General features: G+C 59.0%; 10 protein-coding genes. 8 read left to right on the plus strand and 2 right to left on the minus strand.

The window, feature by feature from the left end:
- Positions 1 to 5: 5 nt before the first annotated feature.
- Both ACWKX3_RS19340 and ACWKX3_RS19345 read right to left on the minus strand, forming a co-directional pair.
- Entirely contained in the window at positions 6 to 12,038 is a 12,033-nt protein-coding gene (locus ACWKX3_RS19340) for a BapA/Bap/LapF family large adhesin (protein ID WP_454542234.1), read from the minus strand.
- A gap of 690 nt (positions 12,039 to 12,728) precedes the next feature.
- Positions 12,729 to 13,085, minus strand: coding sequence for a hypothetical protein (locus tag ACWKX3_RS19345; protein WP_058608476.1), 357 nt, complete (start codon positions 13,083 to 13,085; stop codon positions 12,729 to 12,731).
- A gap of 863 nt (positions 13,086 to 13,948) precedes the next feature.
- On the opposite strand from ACWKX3_RS19345, the gene tssB reads away from it, so the two are divergent.
- The 8 genes from tssB (at position 13,949) to ACWKX3_RS19385 (ending at position 25,531) form a co-directional block, all read left to right on the plus strand.
- On the plus strand, positions 13,949 to 14,440 hold the full coding sequence (gene tssB, locus ACWKX3_RS19350; protein ID WP_088208393.1) for a type VI secretion system contractile sheath small subunit: 492 nt from the start codon (positions 13,949 to 13,951) through the stop codon (positions 14,438 to 14,440).
- A gap of 42 nt (positions 14,441 to 14,482) precedes the next feature.
- Positions 14,483 to 16,018 (plus strand): type VI secretion system contractile sheath large subunit, encoded by a 1,536-nt coding sequence (tssC, locus tag ACWKX3_RS19355; protein ID WP_454542235.1) that lies wholly within the window; start codon positions 14,483 to 14,485, stop codon positions 16,016 to 16,018.
- A 13-nt stretch (positions 16,019 to 16,031) separates the two neighbouring features.
- Complete coding sequence (gene tssK, locus ACWKX3_RS19360) at positions 16,032 to 17,381, plus strand: type VI secretion system baseplate subunit TssK (RefSeq protein WP_454542236.1); 1,350 nt, start codon at positions 16,032 to 16,034, stop codon at positions 17,379 to 17,381.
- Entirely contained in the window at positions 17,378 to 18,067 is a 690-nt protein-coding gene (gene tssL, locus ACWKX3_RS19365) for a type VI secretion system protein TssL, short form (protein WP_454542237.1), read from the plus strand. The genes tssK and tssL overlap by 4 nt, the downstream gene beginning before the upstream one ends.
- The gene (locus ACWKX3_RS19370) at positions 18,067 to 19,746 is read left to right on the plus strand and encodes an OmpA family protein (RefSeq protein ID WP_454542238.1); all 1,680 of its coding nucleotides are present in this window, start codon (positions 18,067 to 18,069) and stop codon (positions 19,744 to 19,746) included. Before tssL ends, ACWKX3_RS19370 begins: the two co-directional genes overlap by 1 nt.
- Position 19,747: 1 nt before the next feature.
- Positions 19,748 to 20,239 (plus strand): type VI secretion system effector Hcp, encoded by a 492-nt coding sequence (gene hcp, locus ACWKX3_RS19375; RefSeq protein WP_006178104.1) that lies wholly within the window; start codon positions 19,748 to 19,750, stop codon positions 20,237 to 20,239.
- A gap of 286 nt (positions 20,240 to 20,525) precedes the next feature.
- A complete protein-coding gene (gene tssH, locus ACWKX3_RS19380; RefSeq protein ID WP_454542239.1) occupies positions 20,526 to 23,177 on the plus strand; it encodes a type VI secretion system ATPase TssH in 2,652 nt (883 codons plus the stop codon).
- Complete coding sequence (locus tag ACWKX3_RS19385) at positions 23,174 to 25,531, plus strand: type VI secretion system Vgr family protein (RefSeq protein ID WP_454542240.1); 2,358 nt, start codon at positions 23,174 to 23,176, stop codon at positions 25,529 to 25,531. Before tssH ends, ACWKX3_RS19385 begins: the two co-directional genes overlap by 4 nt.
- Positions 25,532 to 25,545 lie beyond the last annotated feature (14 nt).

Below are 25,545 nucleotides of genomic sequence, written 5' to 3' on the forward strand. Positions count from 1 at the left end.
TGCTATCAGGTAATGATGTGTTGCTGGTTTACCAGCTCGTCGTAGGTGGTCTGAACGTTGTCCAGCGTAACGAGCGTGGTATTAGTGTAGGTGCCCCCTGCACCATCACGGTCGATGGAGATCACAGTATTGCCATTACTATTAGTGACATGCAGGTAGTTACCCAGGGTAGAGGCACTGCCGTTCCAGCCCACCAGCAGATCGCCGATGTCGATCTTGTCTCCCTGCGCCAGTGAGAAGTTGGTCCAGTGATCGCCCGCCGTGCTGTTGACGTTACCCGCCGTGGCGTTGCCCACCGTGTTGTTCAGCACCTGATAAATCAGCGTATCGCCGTAAGCCGTACCGGTGATGACGTCGTTATGCTCAGAGCTGATGAACTGCGGTGCCATGTTGATGGTCAGCGTGGCGCTGTCCGTCTTACCGGCCGCATCGGTCAGGGTGTAGTTAAAGACCTCCTTCGAGGTGATGGTGGAGAGCGACACCCCGGCGTTGAGGGTGTAGGTGTAATGGCCGTCCGCCGCAATCGCCAGCGTGCCGTAGTGACCGACGACGTTGACGGTGGCGCTGCCGGTGTACGGATCCAGCGTGGTGGTTACGCCGTTGTAGCCCGTCACGCTCAGGCGGGTATCCACCGAGTGCAGCTGATCCATTGCCCCGGCGGAATCCGTACCGTCAAAAATATTACCGTTGACGGTGTGGCCGATGGTGGCGTCGAACTGGCTCAGGGAGTAGGTGGTCCCGGTGACGCTCGGGGTGATGGTGACGCCGCCCAGCCCAAGTGCAGGCATGCTCCCCGTATAGCTCAGGGTGTAGGTGCCCGCGTTAAGATCCAGACCGGTCACGGCGATATCCGCATTGCCCCCCAGCAGCAGCCCGCCGCCGAACGATCCGGTCCGCAGGGTGGTCCCCCCCTGGGAGATCGTCCAGTTCACGGTCAGCCCGCCCAGCGTCAGCAGCGAGGCGACGTTGAAGTGCAGTACCACGTTATGCAGCGCGGTATTGGCATCGACCACGAAGGTCCCGCTGCCGCTGCCCGACGTTGGGGCCAGCAGGGCGGCGTTCCAGCTCGCCGTGCCCACCGTGGTGTCCGAGTAGGCCGAGGTATGGTGCACCGAGGTGACGTCCAGAACCTGGCTGACATCGTTCACCGCGTCCATCGCCCGAGCGGTTGGCGTGATGTTCAGCGACGCCGTATCTTTTGCGCCGCCAGGTGCGGTAATGGTGTAAACAAAGGTATCCGGGGTATCGATATGATCCGCACCGACGCCCGTTTTCAGGGTGTAGGTGTACTGCCCGGATGCGTTGATGGTCAGCGTGCCGTACTCCCCGACAATGCTGGTTACGCCGCTGTTGTTCACCGCAACGCCGTTCACGTCAGACACGACGGTGCCGGATGGGGCAATATCGTCTGCGAGCACGTTACCGGTGGTGCTGGTGCCCACGCTTGAGACGCTGTAGACGTGGTCTTCCAGCACGTTAAGCGTATAGCCCGTCAGCGCCGTGATCCCCGCGGCGGTATTCAGCAGGAACAGATACTCTCCGGACGGCAGGTTCAGCGTCAGCTGAGACGAGGTTCCGCCCAGCAGCGGCGCACGCAGCCAGCCCGGCTGAACGCGCATCTGCTCAAACGTCTGGGTCGCATCGTTGAACTTGTAGATATACAGGTCAAACACCGAGGCCAGCGCCACGCCGCCAACAGAGGCCTGGATGGTCATGGTACGGGTGGTGCCTTCCTCAACGCTGTAGATGATCGGATTGCTCAGGTCATCCAGCAGGTTCAGGCCGAGCGTATTGCCAAGGTTAACCCCCACCACGGTAAAGCCGCCCTGCGACGAGGTACCGTTATTGATCTCATGCACGGTGGTGTCGTAGGTCAGCGACGCCGTGTTATCGACGGCCACAATGCTGTTCGCGGTGGTGCCTGCACCCAGGGACAGCACCAGATTCGCCGAGGCGCTGACACCGTTATGGGTGATGGTGTAGGTGAAGTTCTCTGTCCGGCCAATCACCGAGGCGCTGGTATTGGTCAGGTTGTAGGTGTAGGTCCCGTCAAGGTTGATGGTTAACGTACCGTAGAGGCCCTGAATGACGGTGCCGTTCGCCGTGACGTTGACCGTGTCGCCCTGAGAGTTAGTGACCGCGCTAACCGTGGTTCCCGCCGGGGCGTTATCGCTGCCGGCTGTAGGATCCGTATCGAGAATCACGTTCCCGCCGAGGCTGGTTTCCCCGGTCACGGTGCCTGCGCTGGTCTCTTTCACCGCCACATCAATACTGGTGTAGGAGCCGGTCGCCAGCAGGTTGGTGTTGTAGCTCAGCACGCGATACTGACCGTTGGCAAGCCCGGCCAGGTTCAGGGAGACGCCGGTTGCGCCTAGTGTCAGCAGGTCTGCGAACTGCGGCTGTCCGGTATCCACCACCGTGGTCCAGGTGTTATTCACGCTATCGAAACGCTGCACCACCAGCTCAAGGGTGTTGAGCAGTGACAGCACCGCGCCAGTGGCGTTGGCATTGACGGAGATATCCGCGCTGCCGCCGCTTCCCACCGTGAAGCCAACCTGCGCAGTGTCATTGCCGAGCAGCGTCAGCGCGTTGCCCAGTGCGCCCACCAGCAGGAAGCCGTAGTCGTTGTACTGCGCGTTCGTCACCGTGGCCGTGGTGCTCAACTCCAGCTCTTCGACGTTAGTGCTGGCCGACAGCGGTACGACCGGCGCAAGCGCTGAACCGATCGGGGAGACGTTGCCCGCGGCATCGGTGGCGGTGATTTGCAGCGTCTGGCCTTCCGTCTGCTTATTCAGGAAGGTATAGGTAAAGTTCCCGTTGCTGTCGGCGGTAGTCGTGACCGTCGAATTATCCGCCAGACGAATGGTCACGGTGCTGCCCGCTTCGGCGTTGCCGGTCAACACGCTGCCGTCCGTATTAAAGGTGCCGGTAGGCTGAGTCGGCGCGGTAACGTCGACAATCACCGTTGTGGCGCCAGATATCGGACCGGTGCCCGTCGCGTTGGATGCCGAGGCGGTAAAGGCGTGGGAGCCTTCGCTCAGCGCCGGGGTGGTGAACGTCCAGTTCCCGGCACCGTCGGCAACCACGGTCCCCATCGCCACGCCGTTGTTATACAGAGTGACGGTAGCGTTAGGCTGCGCCGTCCCGCTCAGGGTCGGGGTGGTGTCATCGGTGGTTTTGCCGTTGGTCAGATTGCCGGTCACGGTACCGACGTTATCGTTAATGGTCGCGATCACCGGCGCGTTCGGCAGGGTGGTGAACGGCGCCGTAACCGAGGCGTTGGCACCGGCGTTACCCGCTTTATCGGTGGCAAACGCCAGCAGCGTTTCGCCCCCGGTCTGTGCCGGAGCAATGGTCACGTTAAAGTTGCCGCTGCCATCCGCCGTCGCCGTACCCAGTACCGTCCCGGTGCTGGTGGTGATGGTGACGGTGCTGCCCGCTTCGGCGGTGCCCGTTACGTGTGTACCGTTAGTAATAACAGCCAGTCCGACAGGCAGTGCTGGCGGTGTCACATCAACGGTGATCGAGGTGACAGGTGATGCCGCGCTGGTATTGCCTGCGGCATCGGTCGCCGTGGCGGTAAAGTTGTGCTGGCCTTCGGTCAGCGTGGTGCTGGTCTGCGGCAGCGTCCAGTTGCCGTTGGCATCGGCGGTGACGGTGCCAACCAGCGTGGTGCCATCGTAGATCCTCACCGTTGCGTTGGCTTCAGCGGTGCCGTTGAGCGTCGGACGGGTGTCGTTGGTCGGGTTACCGCCGGTAATGGCTCCGGTTACGGTGCCAACATCGTCCACGATGGAACTGATGACCGGCGCGGCTGGCGCGGAGGCATCCACGACGATAACAAAGCCGGTGGTTGGCGCACTGACATTACCCGCTGCGTCGGTCGCGGTGACGGTCAGGGTGTGAGAGCCGTCCCCCAGCGCGGTGGTCGGGGTAAAGCTCCAGTTCCCGCCGGTGGCGACCACGCTGCCCAGCAGGGTGGTTCCATCGTAGATGTTCACCGTTGCGCCGGCCTCTGCGGTGCCGTTGAGGGTCGGCAGAGCATCGTTGGTCACCTGGCCGTTGGTCAGGTTAACCGTCGCGCCCACGTCGTCCACCACCGAGGTGACAACAGGCACGGCTGGCGGGGTAGTGTCGATGTTAATGACAAAGTCCCCCGATGGCGTGCTGACGTTGCCCGCCGCATCGGTCGCCGTTGCGGTAATGGTATGCGGGCCGGTGGTCAGCGCCGTCGTGAGCTGAATCGTCCAGGAGCCGTCCGCCCCGGCGGTGGTCTGGCCGATCTGTATGCCGTTCTCAAACAGACGCACCACGGCGTTGGCTTCGCTGGTTCCGTTGAGCACCGGCAGCGTGTCGTCGGTGACTTGTCCGCTGCCGAAGGTGCCGGTCAGGGTGCCGACATCGTCAACGCCCTGGCTGATAATCGGCGCGACCGGCGCAACGGTATCCACTACCACTGTGAACCCGGTCGACGGCTGGCTGAGGTTGCCCGCGGCATCGGTTGCCGTCAGCGTCAGCGTGTGGCTGCCGTTGGCCAGCGTGGGTGAAAAGGTCCAGTTACCGGTCTCATCCGCGCGGGTCTGAGCGATCTCCACGCCGTTATCGTAGATGCGAATAACCGCGTTGGCTTCCGCAGTCCCGGCGAGCGTCGGCTGAGGATCGTTGGTTGCCTGGCCGTTGGTCAGGGTACCGGTCGACGGCAGCTGATCGTCGGTGACGGTGTTGAGCACCGGCGCGTTAGGGACCAGGGTATCGACCGTCAGGTTAAACAGGGTGGTGCCGGTGCTGGTATTGCCCGCCGGGTCGGTCGCCGTCAGGCCCAGAACGTGCGGCCCTTCGCCAAGCGGCGTGGTGGGGGTAAAGGTCCACGTGCCGGAGGCGTTCACCACGGCGGTACCAATCTCGACGTTGTTATCAAAGATATGGATGGTGGAACCAATTTCCCCGGTGCCGTTCAGGGTCGGTTGGGTGTCGTTGGTGGTGGAGCCGGTGACTAACGCACCGGTGCCCGGGCCAATATCATCCAGCACGCTGGTGAGGGTTGGCGCAACCGGCGGCGCGGTATCCACCGTCAGAACAAAGGCCGGTGTATTCGCCGAAACGTTGCCTGCGGCATCGCTGGCGTTGATGCGAATGCTGTGCGGCCCCTCCGGCAGGGCGGTGTCTGGCGTCCATGTCCAGGTGCCGTCGCTGCCCACCTGCACGGTGGCGATTTCCGTGCCGTTATCGAGAATATGGATCGTCTCCCCGTTATTTCCCGTGCCGGTCAGGGTTGGGGTGCTGTCGTTTGTGACTTGGCCTGACGTCAGCGCGCCATTCACGCCGCCGGGAACGTTATCCGTGACGGCGGTCAGCACAGGCGTATCGGGCACCACGGTGTCGACGATCACGGTGTACTGGTTCGATGATGAGCTGACGTTGCCCAGTGGGTCGGTGGCCGTGACGTTAAAGGTGTGGGTTCCGTCCGTCAGCGGTGACGTCGGCGTAAAGCTCCATGCGCCGCTGGCGTTGGCCAGTACGGTGCCAATCTGCGTGCCGCCTTCGAAAATGGCAATGGTGCTGTTCGCTTCGGCGGTTCCCGAGAGCAACGGCGTGGCATCGTTCGTCGTGCCGCCGCTCGGCACGTTGACGACCGTCCCGACGTTATCCTCCGCGCCCGTAATGACCGGCGTCGTCGACACGGTATCGACAATAACCACAAACGGAGCGGAGTCTGGCCCCTGATTACCCGCCGGATCCGTGGCGCGCACGGTGAGAGAGTGGGTGTCGTTGCTGAGCGCAGACGGTGGCGTAAAGCTCCACGCGCCGGTTGCGCCCACCACGACGGTGCCAAGCAGGTTGCCGTTATCGTAAACCGAAAGGGTGTCGCCAGGCGTCGCGGTACCGCTGAGGGTTGGACGGTCGTCGTTGGTTGCCTGGCCGGTGGTGAGTGGCCCGGTTCCCGGCCCCACATCATCCGTTACGGCACCGATTGTCGGTGCCGCAGGCGCGGTGGTATCGATGGTGACCGTCGCAGCCGGAGAGAGGCCGCTGGTTTGCCCGTCCACCGTCGCGGTGACCTCGAAGCGGTGTAATCCTTCCGTCAGTTCCGTGGTCGGGGTGTAGCTCCATGCGCCGGTCGTGGCGTCTGCGACCACGGAGCCCAGTAACACACCATCGAGATAAAGGGTGACGGTACTCCCGGCGACGGCGGTGCCGTTCAGGGTTGGCGTGGTGTCATCGGAGCTTCTGCCTTTCACATCGCCCGTGACCGGGCCTTCATTGTCAATCAGGGTGGCGATCACCGGGATAGCCGGCAGGTCCGGCACGTCGTCGACGGTGAACGGCGTTTCAGCGCTTACGTTACCGGCGAGGTCGGTGGCCGTGACCTCCAGCGTGGTTGGGTTGGTTTGCGCAGGCGTCAGGGCGATAGAGAAGGTCCCGTCTTGCCCCACAACCCCGGTGCCGATAACGGTGGTGCCATCGCGGACAGTGATGGTTGAACCGGCTTCACCCGTACCGGTAAGCGGCGTGCCTTGCTCCGTCAGCGCCAGGTCGGCAGGCGCGCTCGGCGGCAGATTGTCCACGTTGAGGGTAACGGTGGTCGATCCCGATAGGTTGCCTGCCGCATCGGTGGAGGTGACCACGAGAGTGTGAGAGGTGTTATTCGCCAGCGCAGGATCGGGTGACCATGTCCAGGTGCCGTCCGGCTGAACCACGGCGGTGATGGTCGATGGCGTATTGTCGATGCTGACCGTGATGGTCGCACCCGGTTCACCGGTCCCGCTCAGCGTCGGTGCCGTGTCCTGAGTGTAGTGAACGCCGCCGACCAGATTACTGTCGGAAACGCTATCCACCAGCGGTGTCGTTGGCGCAACGGTATCGATCGTCACGCTGTAGACCGGGCTGGTGCCGCTGACGTTGCCCGCCGCATCAATCGATGAAGCGGTGAGGTTCAGCGTGCCGTTTGGCAATGCGGTGTCTGGCGTGTATGTCCAGACGCCAGCGTTAACGACCACGCGCGCGATTTCGACGCCGTTATTGTAAATAATCACCTGATCGCCGGTGGTGCCCGTCCCGGAGAGGGTTGGGGTGGCATCATCGGTTGCTCCCCCGGTAGCAACGCCTGCGACATCGGTAATGACCGGCGTGACGGGTGGCGTGGTATCCACGGTAAAGGTGATATCCGAAGACGGAACAGAGACGTTACCGGCTTCATCGGTGGCGGTGGTGGTGATCGCATGCTGCGCATTGCCCAGCGGCGTGTCAGGACGCCACGTCCAGTTGCCGTCCGCCCCGACGGTGACCACCCCAATCTGCTGGGTTGCACCGCCGTTCACGCTGTCGAAGATGGTGATGACATCGTTTGGCGTGCCGGTTCCGCTCAGTACCGGACGCGGATCGTTGATGCTGTCCCCTGCGGTGACTGGCCCCGTCACCTCGTTGACGTTATCAACGACGGTTGGCGGAGTTGGTGCATCCGGTGCTTCGGTGTCAATGGTTATCGAAACCGGTTGTGACGGCGCGCTTTCGTTACCAGCCCCGTCCTTCGCGGTGACGGTCAGCGTCAGGTTATATGTGCCATCGTCTAACCCACCCGGCGGGGTCCAGGTCCAGACGCCGCCCGGCGGGATCACCACGGTGCCGAGAGCTTCGTTCCCGTTATAGATGGTGATGGTATCGCCTTCGGTGCCGGTACCAGACAGCACCGGGTTGGTATCACGGGTAATATCGCCTGAACCGAGCGTAACCTCTGAACCGTCCGGATTCACCGTGACGGCAGGGGCGTCCGGCGTATCCGGGGCCAGCGTATCCACCCGGATAACGATGGGATCCGAGGTGGTCGTTGTCCCCGCGCTGTTGGTGGCGACGACGGTCAGCGAATGTGTGCCGTCGGGCAGGGGAGAGGATGGTGTGAAGGTCCACTGGCCAGTGCCGTTCACTGTTGCAGTGCCGATAGGGTTCGCCCCGTCGAAGACGGTAATGGTGGTGCCCGGATCGGTGGTCCCCTGCAGCAGAGGCGAAGAATCGTCAGTGACTGCGCCGTCAGTCAGGCCGCCAGTCACTGGCCCAACGTCGTCGGTAATCGACTCGATCACCGGTACCGACGGTGCGTCGGTGAAAATGTTCAGGTTAAAACCTGGGGAGGCCGGGCTTTGGTTCCCGGCAGCATCGGTGGCAACCGTTGTCAGAACATAATTGCCATCAGGAATGTCGGCAGGCGGCGTAAAGACCCAAGCGCCGTTCTGCCCCACCACTGCGGTCCCGAGCGGATTACCATCGAGGAGAATGGTGATGGTCGCACCCGGCTCGCCGGAGCCGTTGAGCGTTGGGCGGTTATCGTTAGTCTGTTGACCGCTGGTCAGCGCCCCGGTCACGCCTTCGACGTCGTCCACCACGCTGCTGACCACCGGTGCGGCAGGCAGTTGGGTGTCTACCGTGATGCTCCAGCTGTTGGACAAGCCGCTGCTGTTCCCGGCCGTATCGGCTGCTGAAACGGTAAAGATGTGCCCGCCCTCGGCCAGCGCCGGTGGCGTGAAGCTCCAGTTTCCGGTTCCGTCGACCTGGACCGTATCGACAAGCCTGCCGTTATCGAAGATCGAGAGCGTCGAGCCAGCCTCGCCGGTTCCACGAAGCAGCGGGGTGTTGTCATTGGTTGTCACGCCATTGCCGAGCAGGCCCGTATTCGCTTCAACGTTATCCTCCACGGAGACAATCACCGGCACCGCTGGCGGAGTAACATCCGGTGCGTTGACCGGGGTGGAATCGCCGATATTACCGGTAGGATCCTTGGCACTAACGTCGAGGGTTTCGCCATTTTTCTGCGGCGGATTAAGGGTGACCGTGAAGTTACCCGCATCATCAACCGGGCCAGTGCCGATGGTGGTGGTGCCCTGTTTCACCGTCACCGTGGTGCCTGGCTCTGCTGTACCGGTCAGGGTGGTGCCATCCGGGCTAACGGTCAGACCCGACGGGGCATCAGGTGCCGTGGTATCCGGGGCTGTGGTTTGCGCCGGTGTGCTGATATTGCCGGTACCGTCTGTGGCCGTTACGTCGAGCACTTCGCCATTATTTTGCGCCGGGCTTAATGGAATGGTGAATGTACCATCCTGGCCGACAGGGCCTTCGCCGACCGTCGTGCCGTCTGGATCTTTAATGGTCACGGTACTGCCTGGTTCAGCGCTACCTGAAATACTTCCTCCGTCAGGCGCAACGACCACACCGGTTGGGCTGTTCGGGGCCGTGCTGTCCGGGGCTTCAACCGGGGTGGCGAGACTTCCGTTACCTGCTTTGTCTGTCGCGGTGACGTTCAGGGTTTCGCCATTTTTTTGTGCCGGGGAGATGGACACCGTAAAGCTGCCATCGTTTCCGGCGACGCCCGTGCCTATCGTCACGCCGTTAGCATCTTTTACGGTGATGGTGCTGCCTGCTTCGGCGCTGCCGGTGACCTGAGTCCCGTTCGCCACAACGTCAACATCGTCAGGCGCAACGGGAGGAACGGTATCGATAATCACGGTAAAGGAGATGGAATCACCGCTGGTGCCCGCTGGCGTGGTGGCCGTTGCGGTTATCACGTGCGTGTTATCGAGCAGGATCGGTGAGGGGAAGCTCCACTCACCGCTGCCATTCGCCAGCGCGGTGCCAAGCAGTACGCCATTGTCATACAGGGTAATGCTGGCATTCGGTGCCGACGTCCCGCTAATCAGCGGGGTGTTGTCATTGGTCGCCTGACCGAAACCGACGGAGACGGGGTCGTCTCCGTTATCATTATCCACGCGGATGATTACTGGCGTGTCCGGGAAGCCGGAATTACTGGCGGTGAAGGTCGTGGCGTTGCCGAGGTTACCGGCGGCATCTTCGGCGACGGCGGTCAGCGTTTTGCCATCGGTTTGCGCTGGCGTCACGCGAACGGAATAGCGTCCGTCCGTGCCGGCGATCCCCTGTCCAATTAACGTGGTGCCGTCATAGATAAAGACCGTGCTGCCCGCTTCCGCTATGCCGGTCACGAAGATCCCGGTATCGGCCATCGGCTCGACCTGAGGCGGCTCGGGCGGGGTGGTATCAATGACAAAGTTGATCGGCTGTGACGGCTGGCTCTGGTTGCCCGCCGGGTCGGTTTCCCGCACGGTGATGGCGTGCGGCCCTTCGGCCAGAGCGCCCGTTGGCGTGTAGCTCCAGGTTCCGTTCGCGCTGACGGGAACGGTGGCAATAGGCTGGCCGTTATCGTAGATGGTAATGGTGTCGCCCGCGGTACCTGTACCGCTCAGCCGTGGGCGCGTTTCATCCGTTAGCCCGCCGTTCTCGACCGCCCCCACGATGCTGCCGCTGGTGTCATTGACAATGACGGCCACCGGCGTGGCGGGTGGCGTGACGTCGACGGTGAAGGTAAAACTCCCGCCCGCAGCCGTGGTGTTACCCGCCGCGTCGGTGGAACGCACGGTTATCTGATGCGACCCTTCAGCGAGATCGGCCGACGGCGTGGAGGCCCATGTTCCGTTGGAAGAAACGGTCGTTTGACCCAGATAGACACCTTTGTCGTAGACGGAAATGATGGTCCCGGCTTCGCCTGTCCCGTTGAACGTCGGACGGGTGTCATCGGTTACCTGGCCGCTGGTGAGCGGGCCTTTGAGGGTGCCCACATCGTCCGTCACGCTGCTTAAAACGGGCACCGTTGGGGCGACGCTGTCTACGATCACCGTGTACGCGCCGGATGCCGCACCGGTGTTTCCGGCGGCATCGGTGGCTTTGACGGTGAACTGATGGCTGCCTTCACCCAGGGTAATGTCCGGGGTAAATGTCCATTTGCCGCTGCCATCCGCCTTCACGGTGCCAATAGCGATCCCTTTATCGTAAATGGTGACGGTGGAATTAGCTTCGGCGGTACCGGTCAGGGTTGGACGCTGATCGTTGGTGCTGCCGCCGTTACCCACAGCGCCGGTATTGGGGGAGACATCATCGGTCACGCCGGTAATGACGGGGGCCTGAGGTGCCAGGGTGTCTACGATGAACGAGACGTTTGTCGAGGCAGGGCTGGTATTTCCGGCTGCATCTGTCGCCGTGGCCGTAAGGGTATGGCTACCTTCTGCCAGCGCGGTTGCGGGCGTAAAGCTCCATTTTCCTTCGGCATCCACCTTCGTGGTGCCAATGGCTTTGCCGTTATCGTAAACGGTGATGGTCGCTCCCGCCTCACCAATGCCGCTTAGCGTAGGGGTTGCATCGTTGGTCGGCTTGCCGTTGCCGACGGGGCCAGCGTCAGAGCCAACGTTGTCATTGACCAGCACAATCTCAGGGGCGTCAGGCGCGGTGGTGTCCGGGGCGGTGGCGTGCGCCTCCTGGCTGACATTTCCGGAGGGATCGGTTGCCGTCGCAACAATTTGCTGCCCATTCGTGAGCGGCGTGTCAAGCTCAATGGTGAAGGTGCCATCGCTGTTGGTTTTACCCGTGCCGATCAGGTTACCTTCGCTGTCTTTCAACGTGATGGTACTGCCGGGTTCGGCTCTGCCCGTCACCGTTTTACCATCGCCTGAAATTTGTAGGCCGGTCGGTGCATCAGGCGGCGTGGTATCCGGATTGTTTGGGTTTCCGGGATTGCCCGGGTTACCGGGATTTGAATTATTATCGTCATCTCCGCCGCCACCACCACCGCTACTTGCCGCGATAGCCACCCCGCCAGCAGCGGCTAACCCGCCCAGCACCCAGGGCCAGACGGCTGCGCCACCGGTTTCGCTCCCCGAGGCGGCAAGCAATACGTCTGTCGACGCAATGGATTCATACGTGGCAGCCCCGGTAGGATCTTCTATCCACCACAGCGCGCCGTCGCTCTCGGAAAGCACCAGTTGGCTCACGCCTTGCGCATCTGCGACGTAAAAATTCTTGAGGGTAATCACTTCGCCGGAGTGAAGGGAAATGACCAAATCGTTGCCGTTGCGCGCGTAGTTGGCAATATCGGCTCGCTCGACATGAAGCTCCACGATCGAGGAATGACTCAGGGTAACCTGAGAGCCCTCCATTGTTGTTTCCACGCCGGTAAGTTTTGAGATAACAGAGATTTGGCTCATATTGTTATTACTCCAGAAGAGTTGTCATGGACGGCAAATAAGACATGGCCATCTCTTTGTGGAGGGACAAGCGCGCCCCCGGCAGAGCTGCTGATGTTTAATCAGCGCTTACCGTACTTTTTTCGGCGCGATCGATGCCCGCCAGCGTGAAAAGTGGCAACATCAGAATGAAACTATTTATTTAGAACAGATTACGTTGCGTGATTAATTTCCTGTAATAGGCAAAACCCTGTTATTAATAAAGGAAATAAATATTTAGGTGTAAAAATGATATAGCTACAAACGGATTAATATGCAAATTAAGCTTCTGTAAAGCTATCGAGAAACAATGAAGGGGAAATTAAATAATTTATGGCTAATAAAAAACACGCTATTTATTTGTGGGTTTTTTATCTATGTAAAACAATGAGTTGGATGATTATCTGTCTGCGTTTTCCGGCGCAAATTTTCTAGGGATTATTTAACACAGTTCTATGTTGTATGGGTGCTTAATTAATATTTAAGTTAGGGTAAAGTTATCTGCTATAGGATATATTATGTGTGTTCGCATTTTTTAAATATATTCCTGTGCATACTGTATCTTCTGCTATGGACGAAAATTTAAGCGTTAAGAAATAAAGCATAAAAACGGAAAGATTATTCGCAGAAATAAAAAAGGCCGCTGGCGCGGCCTTTTAGGTTCACAGAGAATTATTCAGTGACTTTCTTTTCTAAGTCGCTGGCACCTTGTTTGGTTTTATTCCAGCCTTTCTCGGTCCCTTCTTTAGTGGCATCCCACCCTTTCTCGGTACCTTCTTTGGTTTTGTGCCAGGCTTTCTGCGAATCTTCGCTTACCTTGCTGCCGACGCTGTCACGCTTACCTTCAGCGGCATGCTGTTGCTTCAGTTTCAGCTCTTCACCCTTGTTCTGCTCTTCATGCAGCTTTTGCTTCGCGTCGTTAGCGTTAGCATGGGCGGCCGCTACGGTATCATCTGTTGCATGTGTAGTTGCCGCTAAAACAGGGGAAGCCAGCAGAATGGCAGAAAGTGCAATAATTGTTTTTTTCATAATATCCTCATCTAACGTTTCGGTTGTGAGCGTGATTAAGGGTGACACAGACGAAACGGTGTGGCTCTAGGAAAAAACTGTAATGAGATCAAGACCCCGATCGCGCAAGTGGATCCTGAGGGCAGGGGAGGGGGTTGGGAATGGCTATCCTGAGCGAAAGTGGATAAATACCATCAATCAGAATTTTTCATTTTTATAGAGAATAATTCATCTGAGAAATAATGTTAAAAGAGAAGCGTCAGCATATGCAGATTTTTTTATCCTGCTTTTGCAGGCTGCAATCAATAAACCTTTATAATCGAACCCCGCACCTCATCGCAGCCCGATAAATGGCTAAAGGTACGGGTATCTCCTCTCTTTTGAAATATAAATAAAGAATATTAGTCTGGCGAATCAATCATTGATGGATGAAATGTGTTTTTTTAAAAGTATCTATTAGCCGGGATAGACGGTATTTTAAACCCGAATATAGTCCATTATTGGACTGTTTTAGAGTAGCGCCATACTTCAGAATCAGGTGATTATTACTTTCTTTAAAATCTTTGTTAAGTATTGATGTTGCTGGGATTGAGATTCCGTATTGATTTAAATCAATAAAAAAGACGATATTCTTTATTTATCTACTCTTTGTCTCATTTGTGGCTATTAATTCGGCATTTATGTAAAAAAGTAGTCAATATTTCTTGTATTTAATGCTATGAAAGCATGAGTTCTTGTTTACATTTAGTGGAAAATTCTTAAGAAATATCCTATTGAAGATAATCGATCTGCCAAGTTGATCTTGGGTGGTTATTTGTTCTAGTATTTGCTGTGTAAAGAAACGTCGTTCGTTTAACAATCATTCCTTAAGGAAAGGGACTGCTATGGCTGATACGTTCCAGAATGAAGTGCCTAAGGCACGCATTAATTTAAAGTTGGCTTTACACACCGGGGGCGCGCAAAAGAAAGTCGAACTGCCCCTTAAACTCCTTACCGTTGGTGATTTCAGTAATGGCAAAGAGTCCCGTCCATTATCTGAACGCGAAAAAATCAACGTCAACAAGAATAACTTCAACAGTGTGCTCTCAGAATTTTCTCCAGAGGTTAATCTGACTGTCCGTAATACGCTGGCAGGAGACGGTTCAGAAGAGAGCGTCAAATTACGTTTCTCCGATATGAAAGACTTCGAACCAGAGCAGGTTGCCCGCCAGATCCCTCAGCTTCGCGCCATGCTGGCCATGCGTAATTTATTACGCGACCTTAAATCCAATCTTCTTGATAACGCCACTTTCAGAAAAGAACTCGAGAAAATTCTTAAAGACCCGGCGCTGTCCCGGGAATTACGCGACGAAATGAGCGCGCTTGCCCCGAAATAAGCTGCGTGCACGTTTTTTAATGGATTAAAAGAGAGAATGCTGATGTCTGTTAATACTGAAACAAGCCCGGCACAGGGGCAAACCACGGTTCTTGAGAAGGACGGCGTTTACGCCTCCCTGTTTGAAAAAATCAACCTAGCCCCGGCGTCCAGCCTGGGTGATATCAACGCCTTTCTGGACGATGCCGCGCTGTCTGACGCCCCGGCGGGCGAACGTCTGACCGCGGCGATGCAGGTCTTTATGGACTGCATCCGCAAGTCCGGTCAGCAGGTTGAAAAGCTCGACAAAACGCTGATTGACCAGCACATCGCTGAACTGGACTATCAGATCAGCCGCCAGCTGGACGCGGTGATGCACCATGAAGCGTTCCAGAAGGTGGAATCCCTGTGGCGCGGCCTGCAGCAGCTGGTCGACAACACGGATTATCGCCAGAACGTGAAAACCGAAATCCTGGACGTCTCCAAAGACGATCTGCGTCAGGACTTCGAGGATGCGCCGGAGCTGGTCCAGAGCGGCCTGTACTGGCACACCTACACCGCCGAGTACGACACCCCGGGCGGCGAGCCGATCGGTTCGGTGATCTCCTCTTACGAGTTCGACGCCAGCCCGCAGGACATCGCGCTGCTGCGCAACATCTCCAAAGTCTCCGCCGCGGCACACATGCCGTTTATCGGCTCCGTCGGCCCGGCATTCTTCCTGAAAGACTCCATGGAAGAGGTGGCCGCGATTAAGGATATCGGCAACTACTTCGACCGCGCCGAATACATCAAGTGGAAATCCTTCCGCGACACCGACGATTCCCGCTACATCGGGCTGGTGATGCCGCGCGTGCTGGGGCGCCTGCCGTATGGTCCGGACACCGTGCCGGTGCGCAGCTTCAACTACGTTGAGCAGGTGAAGGGCCCGGATCACGAGAAATACCTGTGGACCAGCGCGGCGTTCTCCTTCGCCTCCAATATGGTGAAGAGCTTCATCAATAACGGCTGGTGCGTGCAAATTCGTGGCCCGCAGGCGGGCGGCGCGGTGAAAGATCTGCCTATCCATCTGTATGATCTGGGCACCGGTAACCAGGTGAAAATCCCGTCAGAGGTGATGATCCCGGAAACCCGCGAGTTCGAGTTCGCCAACCTCGGCTTTATCCCGCTGTCGTACTACAAGAACCGCGATTACGCCTGCTTCTTCTCGGCGAACTCCGCCCAGAAACCAGCGCTGTACGACACCGCCGATGCGACCGCCAACAGCCGCATCAACGCGCGTCTGCCGTACATCTTCCTGCTGTCGCGCATTGCCCACTACCTGAAGCTGATCCAGCGTGAAAACATCGGCACCACCAAGGATCGCCGCCTGCTGGAGCTGGAGCTGAACACCTGGGTGCGCGGTCTGGTGACCGAAATGACCGATCCGGGCGACGAGCTGCAGGCGTCACACCCGCTGCGCGATGCGAAGGTAGTGGTGGAAGACATCGAGGACAACCCGGGCTTCTTCCGCGTGCGTCTGTATGCGGTGCCGCACTTCCAGGTGGAAGGGATGGACGTGAACCTGTCTCTGGTCAGCCAGATGCCGAAAGCGAAAGCGTAAGGCGGTAGCAGGGATGAAAATTCATCGTCCACTGTGGAACGAGGGGGCGTTGCTGTCCCCTCAGCAGTTCCAGCAGCAGGCTGAGTGGGAGTCTTTTCGCAGTGCCGGCGTATCGGCACTGGTTTCTCCTTTTCCGTGGGGAGTGGAAAAGATCGCGTTTAACGACAGCCTTCTTTCATCGGGCCTAATCCAGATTACACAGTTACGCCTGTGGCTGGATGACGGTACGCTGATTGATGCTCAACGAAGCGATTTGCCGCCAGCTCCTCGTGAGCTGGATCCTGCTCAACTGGCGGGTCTTGATACTGTAACGGTAGTTATTGCACTACCTCATATGCAGCCTGGCGTGATTAACGTGGAACAGGAAGGGGCCACTGCCGATCGTCCACTTCGCTATCGCGAAGAGTGGGTAACCGTGCAGGATGCCTTTGGTTCTGAAGAAGAGTCCATGGCGGTTGCCCGCTTCAATTGCACGATTCGGTTTGCCCATGAAAATAATGACGCCTGGAAAGTCTGCCCGGTAGCAAGACTCATCCGTGATGGGCAAAACGCATGGCGGCAGGATCCGTCTTTCATTCCTCCTGTTGCGTCATTTGCCGCCAGCCTGGTTCTGCGTGAACGTCTCGTGCTGCTGAATCGCCAACTGCGCTCCCGACGCCAGCGGCTGATGACCATGCGACGTGAAAGTAACGAAAGGCTCGCCGACTTTGCGGTTGCCGATGTCTCTCTGTTCTGGCTTCTTAACGCGCTTAACTCGCATGCCATAGTTCTGACGGAATATGAACGGTTCCCGGAACGGCCGCCTGAACAGGTATGGGCTGAACTCGCCCGTCTGGCAGGTAGCATGCTGACCTTCTCGCTGGAACACGATCTTGACGCGATTCCGGGCTATGACCATGCAGAGCCGTCCAGTGCTTTTCCTTCACTCTTTGACTTGGTCACTGAACTGCTGGAAGCAAGCCTGCCATCCCGCGTTATCGCTCTGGAGATGTCCCGTCCGGACGGACAGACCTGGAAGGCAAACCTCCACGATATCCGTCTGCGTGAAGAGGCTGACCTTTATCTTTCCGTACGTTCAGATATCCCGGCCTGGCAGATCGCCGACAAGTTTCCTTCTCTCTGTCAGGCAGGCTCCCCTGATGACGTCAATGTCATTTATGGGGCTGCACTCAAGGGTATCCCGTTGATCCCGGTAAACAGGGTTCCTGCCGCACTGCCGGTACGTATGGAAAACCAGTACTTCGCACTTGATATGGAATGCGCGGCTGCGCATGAAATGCAGGAGCAGGGGGTGTGTATGTTCTACGTGCCCGATTTGCTGGGTGCTCTGGAGCTTGAACTGTTTGCGGTGCTGCGCTCATGAGAACGGAAATTGATATCGACCAGTTGATGACGGAGACCTGGCTCACCGTCACCATGCTGAAGAAAGGTGCCATTACCTACAATGGCAGTGCGCTTTACGATAAATGTGTAAAACAGGTTGAAAGCGTGCGTGAAGCGCTGGAGCGCGCCGGATACGACGATGCCAGCGTGGACCATATCTCTTATGCACAATGCGCATTGCTGGACGAGACGGTGATGAGCCGTAAATCCGAAAACATCGGAGAAGGTGAAGACACATTCATCGATGAAGGTCAGATGGCATGGCGCAGGGCTCCGCTACAGGCCCGCTTCTTTGGGTCTCTGCGAGCAGGTGAAGCGCTCTGGGATCGCATCGCGGAAGTTCTGCGCCAGCCAGCACCCAATATAGCTGTTCTGACCTGCTATCACCGGGTGATCGCTCTGGGATTTCAGGGGTTGTACAGCCTGAAAGCCGTTAGCCAGGCGCAGCGGGATGAGGTGGTCAAAGCCCTTTCTGAGCGCGTTTCTCCGCCAGATGCGGGTCTCTCCCTGGTTGTCCATCGGACGGGTAAACATCGCTGGAGTCCGATGCGATCCGTCTGGTTCTGGATTGTACTGGCCATCATCATGACGGGTGTGGTCTGGTGGGGAGGCCATCTGTGGCTTCAGGCGCTGCTGTCTGCGCAATTACCGGAGCTGCACGGCTAATGCGTAAATCAGTCATTTTCCCGATAGTCCTGCACACGCTTGTCGGCGTCGCCACGCTGCTGTGGTTGCTTTGGTCTTTCATTCCGGGAGGGAATGTGATGAAAGGTCTGGGCACGCTGCTGCTTGTGGGTCTGGCATGCTGGACTGTTTTAAGAAACTGCCGACGTGGGGATCCTGAATCCGACGCCAGTGCCGAAAGCGTTGATCTGCCATTACTGGACAATCAGGGGCCTGTGGTGCTGGTGTGTGGCGACCAACTGGATGCGTTATTTCAGGGAAGCCCTCTGCGTAAAACTGCGCAGGGCTGGTGGCTGAGCGCTGGCGATGTCTCTCTCTTAACTGACGTTGTCCGCAGCATTCAGGTTCAGTTCCCAAGACAGGTTGGCCAGCTCTCGGTGATGTACGTCTGCCAGCCTGATCTGCACCAGGATGAAGCCGTCCTGCGCGCTACGCTGAAAACCCTCCGCCAGCAGAGTAAACAGATACATTCGCTTACGGGATTTTCATTACCGGTTGTTGTCAGCGCCGAATTTTCCGGACCTGAAACGCCGTGGGTGCTCGTACACGGAAACAAACCGGTAGTGTATCCGGACAATGCCTCGCCGCAGGCGCTCATTGACTGGCAGCAGGAAGGTGAGAACGTCAAAGTGCTGTCTGTGCTCAGTCAGGCATTTTTATTTATCCGCAATACCCTGCTTGATGAGCTGGAGAAATCCGATCGGTTAACGCCTCCTGTTCATGCCTTTGCCGTGGCAATGCGTCTGGGTTCCGTTAATCCTGAAGTGCAGTCCGTCTGGTCAGGCTGGCTCTATTCCCGGACCTGCCTGCAGTTTCCCCGGAAGACTGCTTCGCCTGCTCCGGCCAGCCGTTTCCCGGATGCTGTTCTGCCGCTACTGGCCCCTTTCGCCTCTCTGGTGCAGGGAGGGCTGCATACCCGCCGTCTTGTTCTGCTGATGTGGCTGTGTGCCCTGACGGCCTTGGGTATTTCTGCGCTCAACAACCGGAATTTGATTCGTCAGGTGGGCACCGATTTACAGCGCTGGAACGCGATCCCGATGAACCACTATGGCCCTAAAGCCGAATCGCTGGCGGTACTCAAACAGGATGCGCTCCTGCTTGAGCGCTGGCAGCGGCAGGGAGAGCCGGTCCGTTACAGTCTGGGCTATTACCCGGGACAACGCCTGTGGCTGGCGTTGCAGCAGGCCATTGATACCTGGGTCCCACCTCCGGCACCAAAACCTGAACCGATACCCAAAATCGTCCGCCTCGACAGCATGTCGCTGTTCGACACCGGCAGATGGGCGCTGAAGCCTGGTTCCACGAAGCTGCTGGTCAACTCGCTGGTGGGCATTAAGGCGAAGCCCGGCTGGCTGATTGTGGTGGCGGGCCATACCGACAGCACCGGCGACGACAAATCCAACCAGGTGCTTTCCCTTAAGCGCGCGGAATCGGTGCGCGACTGGATGCGTGACACCGGCGACGTGCCGGAGAGCTGTTTTGCGGTGCAGGGCTACGGCGAAAGCCGTCCTGTCGCAACCAATGACACGCCGGAAGGCCGGGCGCTGAACCGCCGTGTCGAAATCAGCCTGGTGCCGCAGGCGAACGCCTGTAAGTTACCGGGCAACCCCCATGCGTCATCGCAGGATGATGGCGCATTAAAAAATGAAATGGAGAAATAACATGGCAATTCCTGTTTATCTGTGGCTGAAGGACGACGGCGGCGCGGACATCAAAGGGTCCGTGGACGTTAAGGACCGCGAGGGCAGTATCGAAGTGGTGGCGCAGGAGCATAACCTGTACATCCCGACCGACAACAACACCGGCAAGCTGACCGGCACGCGTATCCACACGCCGTTCCTGTTCACCAAGGAAATCGACTCCTCCAGCCCGTACCTGTACAAGGCGGTGACCACCGGCCAGACCCTGAAATCGGCTGAATTCAAATGGTACAAAATCAACGACGCGGGCCAGGAAGTGGAGTACTTCAACACAAAACTGGAAAACGTGAAGCTGGTGAAGGTTGCGCCAAAAATGCACGACATCAAGGACCCGGCGTTCGAGAAGCACAACCATCTGGAACAGATTGAGCTGCGCTACGAGAAAATCACCTGGACCTATAAAGACGGCAACATCATTCATTCCGATTCGTGGAACGAACGCACGACTGCCTAATTACCCGTCATCCTTCGCGCCGCAGGTGCGTTGGCTGCGTTCGCTCACCCCGGTCACATAGTTATCTATGCTCCCGGGGATTCGCGAACTTGCCGCCTTCCTGCGACACGAATGATTTAGGGTAATCGTCTTTGCGGACAGGGGCCCCTGTCCGCCGTTTTTGCTGAGCGCCTGCCCCGCGGACGCTCAGCAAAGAACACACAATCTGCCTGCCTGACCTGATGCGCTTTGGTAAGTCAACAGCGAGGGGCGGTAGCGTGCCCGGAACTGACAAAGAGAGAATCTCATGGAAAATCCAGCCATCCTGCTACGTCGTCTTAACCCTTACTGCGCCCGTGCGATGGAAGGGGCCGCCTCCCTGTGTCAGACCCGCGCGCATGCGGAAATCCTCCCCGAGCACTGGCTGCTGAAGCTGCTGGAGCAGGGCGAGGGAGACATCACGGTGATTGCCCGCCGCTATGAGTGGGACATGGAGGCGATATGGCAGGACCTGCTGGCATTCCTGGAGACACTTCCGCGTTCGGTGCGCAGCCGCCCGCAGCTCTCGGACGGTTTGCAGACCCTGATGCAGGGCGCGTGGCTGCACGCCTCGCTGGCGGGGGAGACGCACATCCGCAGCCAGCACCTGCTGATGGCGATAGTGGAAAAGCCGTCGCTCCTGCGCTGCGACGGCCTGTGGCCGCTGACCACCACCGGGCAGAGCCAGCTTGCGCGCCTGCGCGGGCTGCTGGATACGCAGTCCGACGAGCGGGAAGAAGTGCAGCAGGAAGAAGAATTAACCAAAAGTGATGAGGTTGAATTTGTGGGCCGCCCGGTGAATGCGGATATAAAAGAAGGGGAGCTCAGCCCGGCGCTGCAGAACGCCCTGGACAGGTTCACCCTCGACGTCACCGCCCGCGCCCGCGACGGTAAAATCGACCCGGTGTTCGGCCGCGACAATGAAATCCGCCAGATGGTGGACATCCTCTCACGTCGGCGCAAGAACAACCCGATTCTGGTCGGCGAGCCGGGTGTCGGCAAGACCGCCCTGGTGGAGGGGCTGGCGCTGCGCATTGCCGGAGGCAACGTCCCGGAGAGCCTGAAACCCGTCGCCGTGCGCACCCTCGACCTCGGCCTGCTGCAGGCGGGGGCGGGCGTGAAGGGGGAGTTCGAGCAGCGCCTGAAAAACATCATTGAGGCGGTGCAGCAGTCCCCGCTGCCCGTTCTCCTTTTCATCGACGAGGCCCACACCATCATCGGGGCGGGCAACCAGGCGGGCGGCGCGGATGCTGCCAACCTGCTCAAGCCCGCGCTGGCGCGCGGGGAGCTCAGGACCATCGCCGCCACCACCTGGAGCGAGTACAAGCAGTACTTCGAGCGCGACGCCGCGCTGGAGCGCCGCTTCCAGATGGTGAAGGTCGACGAGCCGGACGACGACACCGCCTGCCTGATGCTCAGGGGCCTGAAATCCCGCTACGCGCAGCACCACGGGGTGCACATCACGGATGAGGCGGTCCGCGCCGCCGTCACCCTCTCAAGACGCTACCTCACGGGCCGCCAGCTGCCGGACAAGGCGGTGGACCTGCTCGATACCGCCTCGGCGCGTGTGCGCATGAGCCTCGACACCGTCCCGGAGCCGCTGACCCGGATGAAGGCGCAGCTCACGGCGCTGGATATGGAGAAGCAGGCGCTGCTGGAAGATACCGCCATGGGCAGCCCCCTGTCCGGCGAACGTCTGGCGGCAATTGAGCAGGAGGAGAGCCGCATCACCCGCGACCTCGGTGCCCTGGAAGCCCGGTACGGGGAAGAGCTGAACCTCACAAAACAGCTCTCGGAATGCCGCCAGGACCTCTCCCGCCACGCGGACATCGCGGACCTGCAGCAGCGGCTCACCGGCGTGCAGAACGGCAGCCCGCTGCTGGGCCTGGACGTGGACGCCCGGACCGTGGCAACGGTGATTGCCGACTGGACCGGGGTCCCGCTCTCCTCGTTAATGAAGGACGAGCAGACGGAGCTGCTGAGCCTGGAGGATAACCTGGCCAGGCGCGTGGTGGGCCAGGACGCGGCGCTGAACGCCATCGCCCGGCGCCTGCGCGCCGCCAAAACCGGCCTTGCGCCGGAGAACGGCCCGCAGGGCGTGTTCCTGCTGACCGGGACCAGCGGCACCGGCAAGACCGAGACCGCGCTGGCACTGGCTGACGAGCTGTTCGGCGGCGAGAAATCGCTGATAACCATCAACCTCTCCGAGTACCAGGAGCCGCACACCGTCAGCCAGCTCAAGGGCTCCCCGCCGGGCTACGTCGGCTACGGCCAGGGCGGCATTCTTACCGAAGCGGTGCGCAAGCGCCCGTACAGCGTGGTGCTGCTTGATGAGGTCGAGAAAGCGCACCGGGACGTGATGAACCTGTTCTACCAGGTGTTTGACCGGGGCTTCATGCGCGACGGCGAGGGGCGCGAAATCGACTTCCGCAACACGGTCATACTGATGACCTCGAACCTCGGCAGCGACCACCTGATGCAGATGCTGGATGAGCAGCCGGAGGCCAGCGACGGGGACCTGCATGAGCTGCTGCGCCCCATCCTGCGTGACCACTTCCAGCCCGCGCTGCTGGCGCGCTTCCAGACGGTGATTTACCGCCCGCTGACACAGGCCGCCATGCGCACCATCGTCGGGATGAAGCTGAACCAGGTGAGCAAGCGCCTGGCGCGCCACTACGGCATAAAGACCACAATTGCCGACGGCCTGCTGGACGCACTGACCGGTGCCTGCCTGCTGCCGGACACCGGGGCGCGCAACATCGACAGCCTGCTGAACCAGCAGATACTGCCGGTGCTGAGCCAGCAGTTGCTGACGCACATGGCGGCGGGGCAGAAGCCGCAGCATCTTACCCTCGGCTGGGATGAGGAAGAGGGGATTGTGTTGGCGTTTGATGAGCATACAGAAGTGGTGGCGTCATGATCGATGCTTTGATAAGCAAGGCTGGCGACCGGATACAACAACTGCCGGGACAGTCACGCTATCGCGTTGACGTGCACGGCTGCACTGAACATCTGGACGTGCTGCGTTTCAGCGCGTTGGAATCCCTCAGCCAGCCCTGGCGCTATGACGTGGTCGTCACCTGCTCCTCTGCGGATATCGCCTGCGACAGGCTGCTGCTGAAACCGGCGTCATTTACCTTCCAGACCCCGGTGTATGACGGGACGCCGGCGCTGCCGGTCCGCACGGTTTATGGCGTGGTTGAGTCGTTTCGCCGCGTGTCCACCTCGAATGAGGATACCCGTTACGCCCTGACGCTGGTTCCCCGCATTGCGCTTCTTGGCCTGACGAAAGGCAGTGAGGTTTACCTCAACCAGTCGGTTACTGACGTGGTTGAACATGTCCTGCGTAAACACGGTCTGGAAGGCCCCGATTTTGCGTTCCGGCTCTCCCGGGAATACCCGTCCCGGGAGCTTATTACCCAGTGGCGGGAAACTGACCTGGCGTTTATCCAGCGCCTGCTGGCAGAGGTGGGCATTTACTGGCGCTTTGAAATGGACAGCCGTCTCGAACAGGACGTGGTGATATTCCAGGACAGCCAGCAGCAGTATGAAACGGGCGTCACGCTGCCGCTGCGTAACCCGGCCGGGATGAGCGACAGCGGGCAGGAGAGCATCTGGGATATCCAGACCGCATACAACGTGGTGAGCGGAAGTGTGGCCACCCGGGACTACAACTACCGCGAGGCGCTGACGCCTCAGGACAGCGCTGAGAGTATCAGCAGCAAGGACGGTATCACTGCCGGGGAAACGTACCACTACGCGGAGCCCTTCCTGACGGCAGGCGATGCGGAAAGCGCAGAGACCGGGGCATACTTCGCCCGACTGCGTCATGAACGCATCCTGAACGCGCAGTTCCGCGTCAGCGGGCATTCCTCCAGCCCGCATCTTGCCCCGGGGCAGGTGCTGGAAACGGACGGCACGTTACCCGATGCCGTGAAGGACGGTATTGTCATCACCACGGTGCGCACCAGTGGTTCACGCAAAAGCAGCTTTACGCTGACGTTTGAGGGTATCCCCTACAGCGAAACCGTCTGCTGGCGTCCGGCACTGCTTAACCGCCCGGTGATATCCGGCTCACTTCCGGCCCGGGTGGAAAGCACGCAGAAAGGCGACACCTATTCCTGGCTCGACCCGGACGGACGCTACCGGGTGAGGCTGGACTTCGACCGGAGCAGTGCTGAACAGGGCTATGCGTACCTGTGGCTGCGGCTGGCGAAACCGTACGCCGGTGATACGTACGGATTCCACTCGCCGCTTCTCGACGGTACGGAAGTCGCGGTGATGTTTGACGGCGGCGACCCTGACCGTCCGTATATCGCCTACGCCCTGCATGATTCGGAGCATCCGGACCTCGTCACCCGCGACAACCACACGCGTAACGTGTGGCGCACGCCGGCAAACAACAAGCTGCGGATGGAGGATAAGCGCGGCGAGGAGCATATCAAGCTCGCGACGGAATACGGCAAGACGCAGCTGAACATGGGCCATCTGGTCAATGGCCAGCGTGAAAAACGCGGTGCCGGGTTTGAACTGCGAACGGATGAGCATGGCGCAGTCCGTGCGGCAAAAGGGCTGTTCCTGACGGCGGATGGCCAGACCAAAGCGCAGGGCCCGGTGCTGGAGATGGCGCCTGCGATTAACCAGATAAACCAGGCCAACAGCCAGATGCAGGCCCTGAACAGCGCGGCTGAAGCTGCCGGGGCGCTGGTATCGGATATCAGCACCCAGATGAGTCTGGTGACCGACAGAATCAAAGACCTTCAGTCAGCCGTGCTGCTGGGGAGCGCCCCGCAGGGCGTGGCCCTGACTTCAGGTGAACACCTTCAGCTCAGCAGCACCCGCAATACGATGATCAATGCAGGTCAGCATCTTAATGTCGGTGCGATGAAAAATCTGTCGATAAGCGTGGAAAAGGCGCTGGGGCTGTTCGTACATAAAGAGGGGGCGAAGGTGGTGGCCAACCAGGGGGATATTGAGATCCAGGCGCAGCACAACACGATGGCTCTGTTTTCTGAAAAACAGCTGACGGTGACCAGCAGTGAAGATGAAATTATTATCAGCACGCCTGAAACACTGACGCTTAACGGTGGCGGGTCTTACCTGAGGCTGAGTAAGAACGGGATTGAGCATGGTTCTGAAGGTGAATTCATTATGAAAACGACCAGCTATTTAGTTCCGGGTACTGGCGCAAATATTCCCAACGAAACACCGAACTTCAACCTGACGGATATTATTCAGGAAAATAAAATGAGCAGCAAATCTTTTAATGACTAATAAAACTTATGGTT

Source organism: Enterobacter sp. UPMP2052 (assembly GCF_053709675.1).

Excerpts from the sequence above, each read along its gene's own strand:
- ACWKX3_RS19340 (WP_454542234.1), bottom strand. The coding sequence starts at position 12,038 with ATGAGCCAAATCTCTGTTATCTCAAAACTTACCGGCGTGGAAACAACA.
- ACWKX3_RS19345 (WP_058608476.1), bottom strand. The coding sequence starts at position 13,085 with ATGAAAAAAACAATTATTGCACTTTCTGCCATTCTGCTGGCTTCCCCT.
- tssB (WP_088208393.1), top strand. The coding sequence starts at position 13,949 with ATGGCTGATACGTTCCAGAATGAAGTGCCTAAGGCACGCATTAATTTA.
- tssC (WP_454542235.1), top strand. The coding sequence starts at position 14,483 with ATGTCTGTTAATACTGAAACAAGCCCGGCACAGGGGCAAACCACGGTT.
- tssK (WP_454542236.1), top strand. The coding sequence starts at position 16,032 with ATGAAAATTCATCGTCCACTGTGGAACGAGGGGGCGTTGCTGTCCCCT.
- tssL (WP_454542237.1), top strand. The coding sequence starts at position 17,378 with ATGAGAACGGAAATTGATATCGACCAGTTGATGACGGAGACCTGGCTC.
- ACWKX3_RS19370 (WP_454542238.1), top strand. The coding sequence starts at position 18,067 with ATGCGTAAATCAGTCATTTTCCCGATAGTCCTGCACACGCTTGTCGGC.
- hcp (WP_006178104.1), top strand. The coding sequence starts at position 19,748 with ATGGCAATTCCTGTTTATCTGTGGCTGAAGGACGACGGCGGCGCGGAC.
- tssH (WP_454542239.1), top strand. The coding sequence starts at position 20,526 with ATGGAAAATCCAGCCATCCTGCTACGTCGTCTTAACCCTTACTGCGCC.
- ACWKX3_RS19385 (WP_454542240.1), top strand. The coding sequence starts at position 23,174 with ATGATCGATGCTTTGATAAGCAAGGCTGGCGACCGGATACAACAACTG.